We start from the raw sequence: 15123 nt of genomic DNA on the forward strand, positions 1-15123 counted from the left end.
GCTCTCGCTTATTGACCAAGCCGGTCCAGTAGGGCGGGGACATGGACCTGGTCGGATTTGTAGTTGCCGGTCAGCACATGCATCACAAGGTTCACGCCAAAGCGGTAGGCGATCTCACGCTGGCGTTCGCCGGTAAAGCCGCTGCCCAGCGGGACCAGCGGGTTGCCCCGATCATCCATCGCCCAGGCAGAGGCCCAGTCGTTGCCGCCGATCACCACCGGCGTCACGTTGTCGTTGAGATCGCGGAACGGCATGCCCTCGATCAGTTCGGCATCTGGCGGTGCCGCTTCTACCCAGACCTCACGCCCGACATGTCGGCCCGGGAAATCCTGCAACAGGTAAAAGGTGCGGGTCAGGACGTGGTCCTCTGGCACCGGCTCCAGCGGGGGGATGTCCAGCGGGGCGGCCAGTTGCTGCAGCTTGCGGCCCTGCGGCGTGGCCGCGCCAAACCCGGCGATATCCGCATCGCGGGTGTCGAACACGATCATGCCGCCGGTGCGCAGGTAGGTGTTCAGCTTGGCATAGGCCTCTCGTGACGGGATCGGCTGATCTGCGGTGATCGGCCAATAGATCATCGGGTAAAAGGCCAGCTCATCGGTTTCAAGGTCCACCCCCACGGGCGTGTTCGGCTCGACCGAGGTGCGGAAATACAGCGTCTCCGACAGGCCACGCAGCCCGGCAAGCGACAGGTCGTCAACCTTGTCGTCGCCAGTGATCACATAGGCCAGCACCACCTCCGAGGTGGCGGCGATGGCGGCGCGTTCCTCTGCCGTTTGCGCCTGTCCGTCCTGCGGCAGCAGCATCAGCGCCGCAAGGGCAACACCCGCCGATACCGCGCCGCGCAACCGGCCTGACAGCATCAGAGAGGCGATCACATCGGCCAGCAGCAGTGCAATCGCCCCAGCCAGCAACCACCCCGCCAGCGGTTTTTCCTGCGGGCGCGAGATGCCCTGCACCGGGATACGTTCGGGCCAGACCATCGGCGTCAGTTCGGTATCCGCCGTCACCACGTTGCGCGCAAGGCTGCGGTCCTCACCTTGATACACGCCGGGGCGCAGATCCGGGCCCAGCGGGGCCTCGATCAGGGCGGGGCCATCGACGCCGGGCAGAGTGCCCGCCTCACGCGGGCGGCCAAAGGCGTCCAGCACGCGGATCGGCTGCCAGACGGTGCCTTCCATGTCCTCGATTTCCGGCTGCGCGGCGGCAGAGGACACGGCCAACCGTTCCAGCATCTGCACAAACAGGCCTGACAGCGGCAGGGTCGACCATTCGGCGTTGGCGGTGACGTGGAACAGCACGATCTGGCCCTGTCCCACCGATTTGCGGGTGACCAGCGGTGTGCCGTCGGTCAGCTGCGCAGCGACGCGAGACGCCAGCGTCGGATCGGGCTGCGCCATGACCTGACTGTTGACGGTGACGTCACTGGGCACGGCTAGGCCGAAGAACGGGCTTTCGGCGGGGAAAGGCGCCAGCGCCTTGGGCTCTCCCCAGCTCATCGCGCCGCCCACGGTGCGGCCACCGGCGCGCAGGCGCACCGGCATCAGCGGGTCTTCGCGGTCGCGGCTTATGTCCGACGCCGCAAGGCGCGGCCCGGCAAAGCGCAACAGCATCCCGCCCTTGTCGAGCCATTCCAGAACAGCGTCCTCTTCTGCCGCTGACAGGGTCGCCACATCGGCAAGGATGATCACGTCCGGGTTGGCGGGCAGAATGTCCAGCAAGGCCCCGTCCAGCAGGTCGGCGGTGGGGACCAGCGCCTTTTGCAGGTAATGCAGCGGCGACAGCAGCTCCAGCCCCTCACGGTCGGTGCTGCCCGCGATCAGGGCGACCTCCCGGCGGCGCAGGCTGTCGTCGGGCAGGGTCACGGCCCCGGCGCTGCGGGTGCCTTCGATCTCGAACCGCTCGATGCGAGCGCGCAATTCCGCGGGCAAGGCGATTTCGGTCGTCGTCTCCAGCATCCCGGCCTCAAAATTCAGCGTATTGCGGGTCAGGACTGCGGGGTTGCCCGCCGGGTCTTTGCCATGTCCCGCCAGTATCAGTTCGGTGGCGCCACCTTCGCGCAGGCGGCGTGCGGTGATCAGCAGATTGCCCTCGGACACCTGCGCCGGTTCCAGCGCGTAGAGCGTGCGCGGGGCCTCAAACACCGTCACCCGGCCTTTGGCTTCCAGTGCGTCCAGCAGGGGCGCGCGGCCCTCGCGGTCCAGCGCATCGGACATCCAGTAAGTGTCAAACCGCGTTTCAGGTAGAAAGCCGATGGCGCGCTCTGTGCTGTCAGCGTCGGGTTGCCAAGGTTCCGGTTGAATGCCGGACAGGCGGGTGCGCAACACGTCGGCGCTGAGGAATTGCACCGGCGTCGGGTCCGTCAGCCGCATCAGCGCCACGGGGCGCGTGTCCCGCCCAGCCTCTGCCAGCAGACCGTCCAGCGCGATCATCCGCCCGCGCCAATCGGCGGCTGAGGCCCAGCTGGCATCCATCACCACCAGCAGCGGGGCATCGCCTGCGACCTCGCCATCGTTGTCCGGGTTCAGCACCGGTCCCGCCAGCCCGACGATCACCGCCGCCACCGCCAGCATCCGCAGCAGCAACAGCCACCAGGGCGTGCGGTCTGTGACCTGTTCCTCATCCTTGAGGCCCAGCAGCAGCACCACGCCGGGAAACATCCGCCGGATTGGCGCGGGTGGCACGGCGCGCAGGATCACCCAGAGGATGGGCAGCGCCAGCAGTCCCAGCAAGAGCCAGGGGGTCGTGAAACCGATCAGGCCGAAAAGGGTCATCCTTGGCTCCCGTCCAGCGCGCGGTAGACCCAGAGAAGGGCCGATTGCGCGGTCTGGTCCGTGTGATGGGTGAAATGCTGCCAGCCGGTCACGCGACAAATCGCGTCCAGACGGGCCTTACGTTCGGCCAGACGCTGCAAATAGGTCTCGCGCAGGTCGCCAGCCTTGAGCGTTTCATGGCGCATCGTCTTGTTGACGCTCTCAAAGATCGTGCGCCCGTCAAAGGGAAACGCCTCTTCGCTGGGGTCCAGAACCTGCAACAGCACACCGCGCACGCCCCGATCCGCCGCCTTGGTCAGCGCCGCCTCAACCGGTTCTACATCACCCAGGAAATCAGAGACAAACAGCGCCTTGGCATTCGGCAACATGCCGCGCGCCTCGGGGGCGGCGTAGTCGTCTTCGCCGTCTTCGGCGAACATCTCCGCCAATCGCAGGGTTTGCAGATCGCCGCGTCGGGGGGGCAGCCGCCATCCGGTCAGGCCGACACGTTCACCGCCCCGGATCAGCAGGATGGAGGCGGCCAGCGCCACCAGCCGCGCGCGGTCCGCCTTGGTCGGCAGCGACTTGTGACCGGAAAAGCGCATCGAGGCACCGGGATCCACCCAGATCTGAACGCTTTGCGCGATCTGCCATTCGCGTTCGCGCACGAATTGCTCATCCCCGCGTGCGGATCTGCGCCAGTCGATGGCGCGATAGCTGTCGCCCGCCTGCAATGGGCGATATTGCCAGAAATCATCCCCCAGACCGGACCGCCGCCGCCCGTGTTCGCCCAAGAGGACCGTGCCGGCCAGATGCTCGGCACGGGCCAGCAGCGCGGGAAAGCGGCTGGCCTCTTCCTGGGCGCGGGTGCGCAGATGGGCGACGGTGGCTGTCACGCTGCGGCCTCTGCCGGGCGCAGACTGGCCGAGACCTCATCAATGAGCGCCCCCAGATCCTCACCCCGCGCACGGGCCGAAAAGGTCAGCGCCATGCGGTGCACAAGCACGGGTTTGGCCATGTCCAACACATCCTCGGGCGAGGGCGCAAGACGCCCTTGCAACAGCGCGCGGGCACGCACGGTCAGCATCAACGCCTGTGCGGCGCGCGGGCCGGGGCCCCAGGCGACAATGTCCCGGACCCGTTCGGGCGAGGACGGATCGGCGGGGCGGAAGGCGCGCACAAGATCAAGGATCATCTCGACCACGGCGTCGCCCACGGGCATCCGACGCAACAGGTGCTGTGCGGCGATCAGTTCCGGCCCGGTAAAGACGCCGTGCGACTGCGCCTCTTCGGTGCCGGTGGTCGCCAGCAGGATGTCGCGTTCGGTTGCGCGGTCCGGGTAGGCCACGTCAATCTGCACCAGGAAACGGTCAAGCTGAGCCTCGGGTAGAGGGTAGGTGCCCTCTTGTTCGATCGGGTTCTGGGTGGCCAGCACATGAAACGGCGCTTCCAAGACGCGGGTCTGACCGGCGACGGTGACCTGCTTTTCCTGCATCGCCTGCAACAGCGCCGATTGCGTCCGAGGCGAGGCGCGGTTGATCTCATCTGCCATCAAGAGCTGACAGAAAATCGGGCCTTCGATGAATTTGAACGCGCGGGTGCCATCAGTGCCGGTTTCCAGCACCTCAGAGCCCAGAATATCGGCGGGCATCAAGTCTGGCGTGAACTGCACGCGGTTGCCGTTCAGGCCCATGACCGTGGACAGGGTTTCGACAAGCCGCGTCTTGCCAAGGCCGGGCAGGCCGATCAGCAGGGCGTGACCGCCACACAGCAGGGCGGAAAGCGTCAGGTCGACGACCCGTTCCTGCCCGATGAAACGCGCGGTGATCGACTGCTTGGCGCGGGCCAGCTTGTCTTCCAGCGCCTCGATCTCGGCGACCAGATCCTCGGTCGAACCGGCGTGATCGGACATGATAACTCTCCACTTCATGCTATCTCTTTGGGTAACTATGTATCTACTGAGAGGAGAATGGCAAAAACTATGAGTGGACAAAATCTCGTGACCCCATCGGCAGAGGGCCTTGCCGCCTCGGCGCGCGCGGCCGGGAAAGGCCGGGGCCTGCCCCCCGTACACAAGTGGAATCCACCCTTTTGCGGCGATCTGGACATGCGAATCGCCCGGGATGGCACTTGGTTCTACCTTGGCACGCCAATCGGCAGATTCGGGCTGGTGCGGCTTTTCTCATCGATCCTGCGCAAGGATGGGGATGATTATTTTCTGGTCACTCCGGTCGAAAAGGTCGGAATTACCGTCGATGATGCGCCGTTTGTGGCCGTGGACTTTGAGGCAGAGGGGACAGGTGAGTCGCAAATCCTGACCTTTGAGACCCATGTGGGTGACTTTGCCGCCGCCGGTCCCGATCATCCGATCCGGGTGGAACGCGACCCCGAGACGGGAGAGCCGTCACCCTATGTGCTGGTCCGCGCCAACCTTGAGGCGCTGATCGACCGCAAGAGCTTTTACCGGCTGGTCGAACTTGGCGCGCACCATGACGGATGGTTCGGCGTCTGGTCGGGTGGACAGTTCTTTCCGATCATCCCGTCTGCGGACTTGGGCTAAGGCCGCCGGGTCACTTTGGCTGGGCATGCGGGCCAAGGCCATGCTAGAGGCTGCCGCAAACTCCAGAGATCCCCGGAAAACGGAACCAAGCCGCCATGACCGACACAAAACGTATTGTCCTGTCCAGCGACCATGCCGCCATCGACCTGCGGCAGGCCATCGCAAAACATATCGCGGCCAAAGGCTGGGAGGCGGTGGATATCGGGCCGACCACCCCCGAAAGCACCCATTACCCGGAACACGGCGCTGCGGCGGCGCGTCGGGTGGCCTCTGGGGATTGCAGTCTGGGCATCATCCTTTGCGGCACCGGGCAGGGCATCATGATGGCCGCCAACAAGGTGGCAGGCGTCCGCTGCGGTGTCTGCTCTGACCCGTTTTCGGCGCGCATGATCCGTGCCCACAATGACGCGCAGATCCTGTCGTTGGGCGCGCGCGTGGTAGGTGAGGGGCTGGCGCTGGACATCGTCGACGCCTTTCTGGAAACCGCCTTCGAAGGCGGACGCCACGGCACCCGCGTCGACATGATCACGGCACTGGAAGGCTGAACACCCGCGCGGGGCCGGGCGGCGATCAGTCGCCCAGCTTGGCATGGACCTCGTCGAGGTCGATCTCTCCGACGGGCAGTTTGTTGCCCGGATTGTCGAAATCATATTTGAACAGGTCGAAATCCCGCCCGTACATTTCCTTGATCAGATGCATCGACATGTCGTCAAAGTAGTCCTCGACCGGATGCGCGCGTTTCGGTCCGTGGCCTTCGGACTCGTTGAACCGCGGGATCGCCGACAGGTCGACGGGGTGCGGCGTCTGGATGTTGTCCAACACCTCCTGCATCCCCGCGTCAAAGGCCTCTGTCCAGACGATCTTGTTGTAGCGGCCGCCGTTGACGATGAAGGTGCCGACGTGACCTGACATGCCGGACCAATGAATGTCCGGCTCCATCGGGCGGCGCCAGCGGATGGTGTCGCGGGCGAACAGCAGGAACCGGCGAAAGCTGCGGATCTGGTCAAACTCGAAATCCGGGGCGTCGCCCACCTCGATCCCGTATTTCTGGATCAGCAGCGGCACAAGGTTGCCGCGATAGCGTTTGCCGTTGCGCTGGATGCCGCAGATCTTGTCGAAAAAGCTGGACAGGACGCGGGTGTAGGGGTTGCGCACGCAGGTGAACGCATAGGCAGAGCGCGTCTTGACGTTGGCGCTGATGATGGGCTGGCTGGGTTCCAGCGCCCATTTGTGCAGGCCGCTTTGCGCGTCATGAATGTCGCCGTCGAAAAACGCGCCGTGGTCGGAATAGTACAGGATCTGACCGATCGTCGAACAAGCGCATTTGGGCACGACGCGGTACACGACGCTTTCGCTTTCGGTCATCCAGGTGCCGGGAAATCCCATACTTTTTACCCCTTTGGTCCCCGCTGCCGGTGTGACGGGGAAAAATTCCCGGCAAAGCAGGTTTATTCAACAGGTCTTCATCACTATCAACATAAACAATCGGGCGAAATTGGGGCGATTGATCACGACAATGGCGAAAATTGCCTTCATCCTGCTGTGCCACAAAGACCCTGACGCCATCATCAAGCAGGCGCAGAGCCTGACGACCGTGGGGGACTACATCGCGATCCATTTTGATGCGCGCGCCGGGGCGGAGGGGTATGACCGCATCCGGTCCGCGTTGAAGGACAACCCGAATGTCGCTTTTGCAAAACGGATCAAGTGCGGTTGGGGAGAATGGAGTCTGGTGCAGGCGACCCTGAACGCCGTCACAGCGGCGGTGGATGCCTTTCCGCGCGCCACCCATTTCTACATGCTGTCGGGCGACTGCATGGCGATCAAATCCGCGGAATACGCCCACAGCTTTCTGGATCGGCGCGAGTGCGACTATGTCGAGAGCTTTGACTACTTCAATTCGGACTGGATCAAGACCGGCTGGCGCGAAGAGCGGCTGGTGTATCGCCACTGGTTCAACGAACGCACGCAAAAACGCCGGTTTTACGCGATGTTCGAGACGCAAAAGCGGCTGGGGCTGACTCGCAAGATCCCCGAGGACATAGAGGTGATGGTCGGCAGCCAATGGTGGTGCCTGCGGCGGCGCACCATCGAGGCGATCCTTGAGTTCGTCAAAAAGCGACGCGACGTTGTGCGGTTCTTTGCCTCGACATGGATCCCGGATGAGACGTTTTTCCAGACGCTGGTGCGCCATCTGGTGCCCGGACAAGAGATCGAAAGCCGCACGCTGACCTTTTTGCTGTTCACCGACTACGGGATGCCGGTGAGTTTCTACAACGATCACTACGATCTAATGTTGAGCCAGGACTATCTGTTTGCCCGCAAGATCAGCCCCGAAGCCTCTGAACTGCGCCGCCGTCTTGGTGTGCTCTATGCCGCCGAAAAAACGCGGTTCCGGATTTCGAACGAAGGGCGGTCGCTGTTCAGTTTCCTGACAGAGCGGGGCCGGACCGGGCGGCGGTTTTCGCCCCGGTTCTGGGAGACCGAAAGCTCGTTGGGGCGTGAGCGCGAGTTGCTGATCGTGATCTGCAAGAAATGGCATGTGGCGAAGCGGCTGACCGATCGTATCCGGCAGATGACCAACGTCCCGTGCATTGAATACCTGTTCAACGAAGACAGTTGTCCGCTGCCCGATCTGGGCGGCATCCAGTCGACGATGGGCAAACGCCACCGCCATCGCCGCGCGCTGATGCGGATGCTGTATGACTATTATGAAACCGACCGGCTGGTGATCTGTCTGGACCCCGGCAGTCTGGACCTGCTGGAGGATTTCGCCCGCGACCGCGCACAGACCCGGATGTTGGAGATCGAGTGCCATTTTTCCGACGAGTACCTTGTCGGACATGCGATGCGATCAGGTCTTGCCGGGGACCGGACGCCGGCGGACACGCTGGCGCGGTTGCTGCCGACAGTGCGCAATGACCTGCTGCACGAAAGCGACCGCATTCGAGATGCGAAATTCGACAATCATTCCAGTCTGCGTGAAACGGACTCGCGTGTGGCCCATACGCACGCGATTGAGACGTTCCTGTCGGTGCCAACCGCCGTCGCAGAAGAGATCGTATCGCATGATCATCTCTTCGCAGACTGAAATGCCGCGTTGGGGATTGAGAATCCGGTGGCGTTTGGCGCTGTAGCGGCTATGCCACGGGACGAAGCCCGCCCCGGCGCGCGGGGCGCGGCACTTTTCCGCTCTGATGAGGCGCAGCATGGCCTATACCTACGATCCCGAGAACATTTTCGCGAAAATCCTGACGGGAGACATCCCCAACAAAACGGTGCTGGAAACAGAACATACGCTGGCCTTTCGCGATATCTATCCGCAGGCTCCGGTGCATGTGCTGGTGATCCCAAAGGGGCCTTATGTCTGCTATGACCATTTTGCTCAGGATGCCTCGGACGCCGAGATCCTGGATTTCACCCGCACCGTCGGAGAGGTCTGCAAGATGGAAGGGCTGGAGGCGGACGGTTTTCGCCTGATCGCCAACGCCGGTGTCAACGGTGTGCAGGAAGTCCCGCACATGCATGTGCATATTCTGTCGGGCCACCCTTTGGGCCGGATGCTGGACAAGGCGTGATCCGGTAGAGCGCCTTGCGGCGCGCTGGGTGTCTCACCCTTCGGCCTTCGGCCTGCGGGTTCGGGGGGGGTGGAGAGGTGACGTCCCATTGGGAGGGGTGCGCCGCAGGTTGGCGGCATATTTGAGTATTTGACCCAAGACGAAACCTGATTGGGCGGTGTTTCGCGATCAGGCGGCGGTGTTGCGGGTCAGCGCGAGAAAGACGTCCTCTAGATCGGGTTCCTCCGTGCGCAGGTCGCGGATGCGGATGCCTGCTGACTGCACGGCGGTGAGCACATCCTGCGCGCTGGTCCGGGTAGAGCGATAGGTCAGCGCGAGACTGCCATCGGGGCGTGTTTCCGCCTCGATCCCCGGCGCATCCGGCAGGGTGTCGGGGGCGGTTTCGGGTTGTATCACCATGGTGCGCGCATCAAGGCGGCTCAGCAGGTTGGACGTGCTGTCCTGCGCCACCTTCTGGCCGTGGTTGATGATGGCGATTTCATCGCACATTTCCTCGGCCTCTTCGAGGTAGTGGGTGGTCAGGATGATGGTCATGCCCCGTTCCCGGTTGAGGCGGCGGACGTTCTGCCACAGCATCTGGCGCAATTCGATGTCGACCCCTGCGGTGGGTTCGTCCAGCACCAGCACCTGCGGGCTGTGCACCAGCGCCTTGGCCAACAACAGCCGCCGCCGCATCCCGCCGGACAGCGTGCGGGCATAGGCCCCGGCCTTGTCCGTCAGGCCAACCATTTCGAGGATCTCGTCCGAGCGGCGCTGTGATTTGGGCACGCCATAGAGCCCGGCCTGCACCTCCAGCGCGTCGCGCGGGCTGAAAAACGGGTCAAGGTTCAACTCCTGCGGCATGACGCCGATGGCGGCGCGGCTTTGCCTTGGGTTGCGGTCCTGATCCCAGCCCCAGATGTCCACCTTGCCGCTGGTCTTGATCACCAGCCCGGCGAGAATGTTGATCAACGTGGACTTTCCGGCACCGTTCGGCCCGAGCAGGCCAAAGACAGACCCGGCCGGGACGGTCAGGTCGATGCCTTTCAGCGCCTGTTTGCCGCCGGCATAGGTTTTGGTCAGCCCCTTGATGTGGATTGCTGCGTCGCCCTGTTTGCTGTCCAACGTCTTGCTCCCCTTCACGGCATTGTTCATAAGGCAGATAGGCCAGAGCATCTCGAAAGGGAACCAGATGACGACCCAAGCGCCCGAGACGAAGATTGTCGAGAGCTATCGCATCTCGTGTGACGGTGGGGACGGGGCCCTTGGGCACCCGCGGGTCTGGCTGCAGATCCCGCTGGAGACCGGCTTTGTCGAATGCCCGTATTGTGATGCGAAATACGTTCAAGCGGATTTCGAAGGCAAGGTCTGAGGGGCCGCCCTTTCAACCCTGTGACGGCGCGCACCATCTCTGTGCGGGGGTGGGCCTTTGGCGGCGGGCTTTGCCGCTTTATGTTTGGTCAAGCTTCAACAGGAGTTTGCCATGACGTTCCGACCCGTTCTTTCACAGTCCCATGCCCAGCCCACGATGGAGGGTGCAGGCGTTCACCTGCACCGCGTCTTTGGCTTTGGCGACACGGCTGAGACCGATCCATTCCTGTTGCTGGATGATTTCCGCAACGACGATCCCGCGAGATATGCGCGCGGCTTTCCGTGGCATCCGCATCGGGGGATCGAAACGATCACCTATGTCTTGGAGGGAGAGGTGACCCACGGCGATTCGCTGGGCAATGAGGGGGTGTTGGGGGCCGGGTCTGTCCAGTGGATGACCGCCGGGTCGGGCATCCTGCATCAGGAGATGCCGCGCGGGAACGCTGCCGGTCAGATGCATGGCTTTCAGTTGTGGGCGAACCTGCCGTCTTCGTTGAAGATGACCGGCCCGCGTTATCAGGACATTCAGGGCGCGGATATTCCCGAGGTCATCGACGATGATGGCACGCGGGTAAAAGTCATCACCGGCGGGTTTTGGGGCAAGCGCGGGCCGGTCGACGGCATCGCCGCTGATCCGCTGTATCTGGACGTGTCGGTGGCGCCGGGTGTGACCAAGGTTTTGCCGGTCGATACGCGGGCCAATGCCTTTGCCTATGTGTTTGCCGGAGCGGGCCGCTTTGCCGAGGCATCGGCCCCCGTGGGGGTGCGCGTCGAAAAGGAGTTTGGCGGGCAGGAGGTGAACATCCGTGATCTTTCCGGCAACCGGACCCTGGTGAGATTTGGCAATGGCGATGAGGTCAAGGTGACGGCGGGGCCGGAGGGCGTGCGGTTCCTGCTGGTCGCGGGGCGGCCCATTCAGGAGCCTGTGGCCTGGCATGGGCCGATCGTGATGAACACGCAAAAAGAGCTGCAGCAGGCGATGAAAGACCTGCGCAACGGCAGCTTTATTCAGCCTGCTCATTAGGGCTGTCCACGCGTGGACAGCCATGCGGTCACGCAAAATCAACGGGTTACAGAGACGTTTTTACGTCTCGGTAACCTTTGCGCACCAAATTGCGGCATTTCTGCACAGGCGGTCACGACTTGCTTACCCTTCGGTGGCAGGCTGTTGAAATGACAGCCTGTTTCTATACCCTGAGGCCATGAACGACCAAGGTCACACATCCCCGGCGCCGATCCCGCTGCCGCCGCGCGTTTACAGCCCGGCGGAACTGACCAGCGACATGATTGTGCATCTGGCCGCGCTGGTGCTGGCGCTGGGCGCGGTGCCGGTGCTGATCACGCTGACGGCGATCTGGCGCGGCGATGCCGCCGGGATTGTCGGCGTGACCATTTACGGTGTGACCCTGATCGTGATGCTGACCGCCTCGCTGCTGTACAACCACGTCGGGCGGCCGCATCTGTCGGATTTGTTCCGCCGGATCGACATGTCCGCCATCCACCTGAAAATCGCGGGCACCTATACGCCCTTTGCGCTGCTTACCGGCACCAGTTGGGGTTTGCTGACGGCCATTTGGGGGGCTGCGGCGGGGGCGGCGGCGGTCACCTTGATAAACCGGCGGCTGCCGACGGGGGTGGCCGTGGCCATGTGCCTTGCCACTGGCTGGGCCGTGGTGATCGGCGGGCGTGATCTGATGGGGGCACTGCCGCTGTCCATCACCGTGCTGATGGTGGTGGGCGGGGTGCTGTATTCTGCCGGAACGCCGTTTTTGATGGCCTCCAGACTGCGGTTTCACAACACGATCTGGCATTCGATGGTGGTGGCCGCCTCTATCGTCTTTTTCGTGGCGGTGTTCCTGTGTGCCGCGATGCCGGGCGTGGTGGTGGCGGCGAACTGACCGGGGTGAACTGACCGGAACGCCCCTCTTGCATCGCGCTGATCAAACCGCCGGATAGCGGCTGTGTCCGGTATCCGTGTGGGCGGTTGATTTTTCCCCGCGACCCAATCGGCGTCTGGCACCCTGCCGCCGTTCATGGCACATCTTGGAAAACATCACGACATGAGGGGAGGCCGGGCATGGCCAGCACATTCGGCAAGGGATGCCACCTGCATCTGATCGACGGATCGGCCTATATCTTTCGCGCCTTCCACGCGCTGCCGCCCCTGACTCGCAAATCCGACGGGCTGCCCATCGGGGCGGTCAGCGGCTTTTGCAACATGCTGCACCGCTATGTCGAGGGCAACACCGGCCCCGACGCGCCGACCCATGTGGCGGTGATCTTTGACAAGGGCAGCCACACGTTCCGCAACGACATGTACGATTTGTACAAGGCCAACCGCGAGGCGATGCCAGAGGATCTGCGCCCGCAGATCCCGCTGACGCGCCGCGCCACCGAGGCGTTCAACATCGCCTGCAAGGAGATCGAGGGGTTCGAGGCGGACGACATCATGGCCACGCTGGCCTGCCGCGCGCGTGAGGCGGGCGGGCGGGTGACAATCCTGTCGTCGGACAAGGATCTGATGCAGCTGGTGGGCGACGGTGTCGAAATGCTGGACCCGATGAAAAACCGGCGCATCGACCGCGAAGGGGTGATGGAAAAATTCGGCGTCGGCCCGGAACGGGTGGTCGATGTGCAGGCGCTGGCCGGGGATTCCGTTGACAACGTGCCGGGCGCGCCGGGGATCGGGATCAAGACGGCGGCTTTGCTCATCAACGAATTCGGCTCACTTGAGGAACTCTTGGACCGCGCCGAAGAGATCAAACAGCCCAAGCGCCGCCAGACCCTGATCGAAAAGCGCGAACAGATCGAGCTGTCGAAAAAGCTGGTGCAGTTGGATGAGGGCATGGAGCTGCCCTTTACGCTGGATGACCTTGAGGTGCGCGACCCGGAGCCGGAGGTGCTGTTGGGGTTCCTGACAGAGATGGAGTTCCGCACCCTGACCAAGCGGATTGCCGATGGTCTGGGGGTCGAGGCGCCGGTGATCCCCGACACCAGGCCTGAGGGGGCCAATCCGCGGTCTGAGGACCCGGATTGGCCCGCCATCGACCCGGACCGCTATGAAACGGTGGGCGATCTGGACGCTTTGCAAAAGTGGATCGACCGCGCGCATGAGCGCGGCACCGTTGCCTTTGACACCGAAACCACGGGCCTGAACGAGATGACCTGCGATCTGGTGGGGATCTCATTGTGTATTGATCCGGGGCACGCCTGTTACATCCCGCTGATCCACCGGGCCGAGTCCGGTGAGGGGCTGTTTGGGTCGGATGAATTGGCCGAGGGGCAGATCCCGCTGGACGATGCTCTGGCCGCGCTGAAACCGCTGCTGGAGGACGGGGCGGTCATGAAGATCGGCCAGAACATGAAGTACGACGCCAAGGTCATGGCGCGCTACGGGGTTCAGATCGCGCCGATCGACGACACCATGCTGATGTCCTACGCGATGAATTCCGGCCTGCACAATCACGGGATGGACGCACTGGCCGAGCGGTATCTGTCGCACACGCCGATCCCGATCAAGGAGATCATCGGCAGCGGCAAGAGCCAGATCACCTTTGATCTGGTGCCCATCGACAAGGCGACGCGCTATGCGGCCGAGGATGCGGATGTGACCCTGCGGCTGGCGCGGGTGTTCAAGCCGCAACTGCATGTCGCCCGCGTGACGCGGGTCTACGAGGGGCTGGAACGCCCGCTGGTGCCGGTGCTGGCGCAGATGGAGATGACCGGCATCACGGTGGACCGCGAGGTGCTGCGCAACATGTCCAGCGCCTTTGCCCAGAAGATGGCGCAGCTGGAAGAGGAAATACACGAACTGGCGGGGGAGAAATTCAACGTCGGCTCGCCGGCGCAACTGGGCGACATCCTGTTCGACAAGATGAGCCTTGAGGGCGGCAAGCGCGGCAAGAACGGCAAGTATTCCACCGGCGCGGATATCCTTGAGGATCTGGCGACGGAACATGAACTGCCGCGCCGGGTGCTGGACTGGCGGCAGGTGTCCAAGCTGAAATCGACCTATACGGACGCCTTGCAGGAACACATCAACCCGGACACCGGGCGGGTGCATACGTCTTATGTGCAGACCGGCGCGAACACCGGGCGTCTTGCGTCCACCGATCCGAATTTGCAGAACATTCCGGTGCGATCAGAGGAGGGGCGGCGCATCCGCACGGCCTTTGTCGCGCCCGAGGGGCATGTGCTGGTGTCGCTGGACTACAGCCAGATCGAGCTGCGCATTCTGGCGCAGATGGCCGAGATCGACGCGCTGAAACAGGCGTTCCGCGAGGGGCAGGACATTCACGCGATGACCGCGTCAGAGATGTTCAACGTGCCGATGGAGGAGATGACGCCGGATATCCGGCGGCAGGCCAAGGCGATCAACTTTGGCGTGATCTACGGGATTTCCGGCTTTGGTCTGGCGCGCAACCTGCGGATTCCGCGGTCCGAGGCGCAGGGGTTCATCGACCGGTACTTTGAGCGGTTCCCCGGCATTCGGGCGTATATGGACGCGACGGTGGAGTTCGCCAAGGAACACAAGCGGGTGGAGACGCTGTTCGGGCGGCAGATCCACACGCCCGAGATTGCCGCCAAGGGGCCGCGTGCGGGCTTTGCCAAGCGCGCGGCGATCAACGCGCCGATCCAGGGGACGGCGGCGGATATCATTCGTCGCGCGATGATCCGCATGCCCGAGGCGATCAAGGGGTTGCCCGCCAAGATGCTGTTGCAGGTCCACGACGAACTGCTGTTCGAGGTCGAGGAAGGCGCTGTGGATGACCTGATCGGTGTGGCGCGCGGCATCATGGAAAACGCCTGCGATCCGGTGCTGAAGCTGGACGTGCCGCTGGTGGTGGACGCAGGTCAGGGGGCGAACTGGGCCGAGGCGCACTAG

General features: G+C 63.5%; 13 protein-coding genes. 8 read left to right on the forward strand and 5 right to left on the reverse strand.

The window, feature by feature from the left end:
• Positions 1–8 precede the first annotated feature (8 nt).
• The 3 genes from CHB90_RS09140 to CHB90_RS09150 are packed head-to-tail and all read right to left on the reverse strand — an operon-like array spanning position 9 to position 4662.
• Complete coding sequence (locus tag CHB90_RS09140) at positions 9–2771, reverse strand: DUF4159 domain-containing protein (RefSeq protein ID WP_089277563.1); 2763 nt, start codon at positions 2769–2771, stop codon at positions 9–11.
• Positions 2768–3646 (reverse strand): DUF58 domain-containing protein, encoded by an 879-nt coding sequence (locus CHB90_RS09145; protein ID WP_089277564.1) that lies wholly within the window; start codon positions 3644–3646, stop codon positions 2768–2770. Before CHB90_RS09145 ends, CHB90_RS09140 begins: the two co-directional genes overlap by 4 nt.
• Entirely contained in the window at positions 3643–4662 is a 1020-nt protein-coding gene (locus CHB90_RS09150) for an AAA family ATPase (protein WP_089277565.1), read from the reverse strand. The genes CHB90_RS09145 and CHB90_RS09150 overlap by 4 nt, the downstream gene beginning before the upstream one ends.
• A 69-nt stretch (positions 4663–4731) precedes the next feature.
• On the opposite strand from CHB90_RS09150, the gene CHB90_RS09155 reads away from it, so the two are divergent.
• Both CHB90_RS09155 and rpiB read left to right on the forward strand, forming a co-directional pair.
• Complete coding sequence (locus tag CHB90_RS09155; RefSeq protein ID WP_089277566.1) at positions 4732–5310, forward strand: DUF1285 domain-containing protein; 579 nt, start codon at positions 4732–4734, stop codon at positions 5308–5310.
• Between the two features lie 95 nt (positions 5311–5405).
• Positions 5406–5855 (forward strand): ribose 5-phosphate isomerase B, encoded by a 450-nt coding sequence (rpiB, locus tag CHB90_RS09160; protein ID WP_089277567.1) that lies wholly within the window; start codon positions 5406–5408, stop codon positions 5853–5855.
• A 25-nt stretch (positions 5856–5880) separates the two neighbouring features.
• Here the strand turns inward: rpiB and CHB90_RS09165 are convergent, their stop codons facing one another.
• Complete coding sequence (locus tag CHB90_RS09165) at positions 5881–6696, reverse strand: sulfotransferase family protein (RefSeq protein WP_089277568.1); 816 nt, start codon at positions 6694–6696, stop codon at positions 5881–5883.
• 130 nt (positions 6697–6826) lie between these two features.
• Between CHB90_RS09165 and CHB90_RS09170 the strand changes: the two genes are divergently transcribed.
• Entirely contained in the window at positions 6827–8401 is a 1575-nt protein-coding gene (locus CHB90_RS09170) for a DUF5928 domain-containing protein (RefSeq protein WP_089277569.1), read from the forward strand.
• Between the two features lie 118 nt (positions 8402–8519).
• Positions 8520–8888, forward strand: a complete 369-nt coding sequence (locus CHB90_RS09175) for an HIT domain-containing protein (protein ID WP_089277570.1) — start codon at positions 8520–8522, stop codon at positions 8886–8888.
• 168 nt (positions 8889–9056) lie between these two features.
• Here CHB90_RS09175 and CHB90_RS09180 read toward each other — a convergent pair whose 3' ends face one another.
• Positions 9057–9992: an ABC transporter ATP-binding protein gene (locus tag CHB90_RS09180; protein WP_245823207.1), complete on the reverse strand. Its 936-nt coding sequence runs from the start codon at positions 9990–9992 to the stop codon at positions 9057–9059.
• A gap of 67 nt (positions 9993–10059) precedes the next feature.
• Between CHB90_RS09180 and CHB90_RS09185 the strand changes: the two genes are divergently transcribed.
• The 4 genes from CHB90_RS09185 (at position 10060) to polA (ending at position 15123) form a co-directional block, all read left to right on the forward strand.
• On the forward strand, positions 10060–10239 hold the full coding sequence (locus CHB90_RS09185) for a zinc-finger domain-containing protein (protein WP_089277572.1): 180 nt from the start codon (positions 10060–10062) through the stop codon (positions 10237–10239).
• Between the two features lie 111 nt (positions 10240–10350).
• Positions 10351–11262: a pirin family protein gene (locus CHB90_RS09190; RefSeq protein WP_089277573.1), complete on the forward strand. Its 912-nt coding sequence runs from the start codon at positions 10351–10353 to the stop codon at positions 11260–11262.
• A 178-nt stretch (positions 11263–11440) separates the two neighbouring features.
• Positions 11441–12136, forward strand: a complete 696-nt coding sequence (gene trhA, locus CHB90_RS09195) for a PAQR family membrane homeostasis protein TrhA (protein WP_089277574.1) — start codon at positions 11441–11443, stop codon at positions 12134–12136.
• A gap of 179 nt (positions 12137–12315) precedes the next feature.
• Entirely contained in the window at positions 12316–15123 is a 2808-nt protein-coding gene (gene polA / locus CHB90_RS09200; RefSeq protein ID WP_089277575.1) for a DNA polymerase I, read from the forward strand.

It is taken from the genome of Antarctobacter heliothermus (assembly GCF_900188425.1).
GTDB classification, from domain to species: domain Bacteria; phylum Pseudomonadota; class Alphaproteobacteria; order Rhodobacterales; family Rhodobacteraceae; genus Antarctobacter; species Antarctobacter heliothermus.

Excerpts from the sequence above, each read along its gene's own strand:
- CHB90_RS09150 (WP_089277565.1), bottom strand. The coding sequence starts at position 4,662 with ATGTCCGATCACGCCGGTTCGACCGAGGATCTGGTCGCCGAGATCGAG.
- CHB90_RS09175 (WP_089277570.1), top strand. The coding sequence starts at position 8,520 with ATGGCCTATACCTACGATCCCGAGAACATTTTCGCGAAAATCCTGACG.
- CHB90_RS09190 (WP_089277573.1), top strand. The coding sequence starts at position 10,351 with ATGACGTTCCGACCCGTTCTTTCACAGTCCCATGCCCAGCCCACGATG.
- CHB90_RS09185 (WP_089277572.1), top strand. The coding sequence starts at position 10,060 with ATGACGACCCAAGCGCCCGAGACGAAGATTGTCGAGAGCTATCGCATC.
- polA (WP_089277575.1), top strand. The coding sequence starts at position 12,316 with ATGGCCAGCACATTCGGCAAGGGATGCCACCTGCATCTGATCGACGGA.
- CHB90_RS09155 (WP_089277566.1), top strand. The coding sequence starts at position 4,732 with ATGAGTGGACAAAATCTCGTGACCCCATCGGCAGAGGGCCTTGCCGCC.
- CHB90_RS09140 (WP_089277563.1), bottom strand. The coding sequence starts at position 2,771 with ATGACCCTTTTCGGCCTGATCGGTTTCACGACCCCCTGGCTCTTGCTG.
- rpiB (WP_089277567.1), top strand. The coding sequence starts at position 5,406 with ATGACCGACACAAAACGTATTGTCCTGTCCAGCGACCATGCCGCCATC.
- CHB90_RS09170 (WP_089277569.1), top strand. The coding sequence starts at position 6,827 with ATGGCGAAAATTGCCTTCATCCTGCTGTGCCACAAAGACCCTGACGCC.
- CHB90_RS09165 (WP_089277568.1), bottom strand. The coding sequence starts at position 6,696 with ATGGGATTTCCCGGCACCTGGATGACCGAAAGCGAAAGCGTCGTGTAC.
- trhA (WP_089277574.1), top strand. The coding sequence starts at position 11,441 with ATGAACGACCAAGGTCACACATCCCCGGCGCCGATCCCGCTGCCGCCG.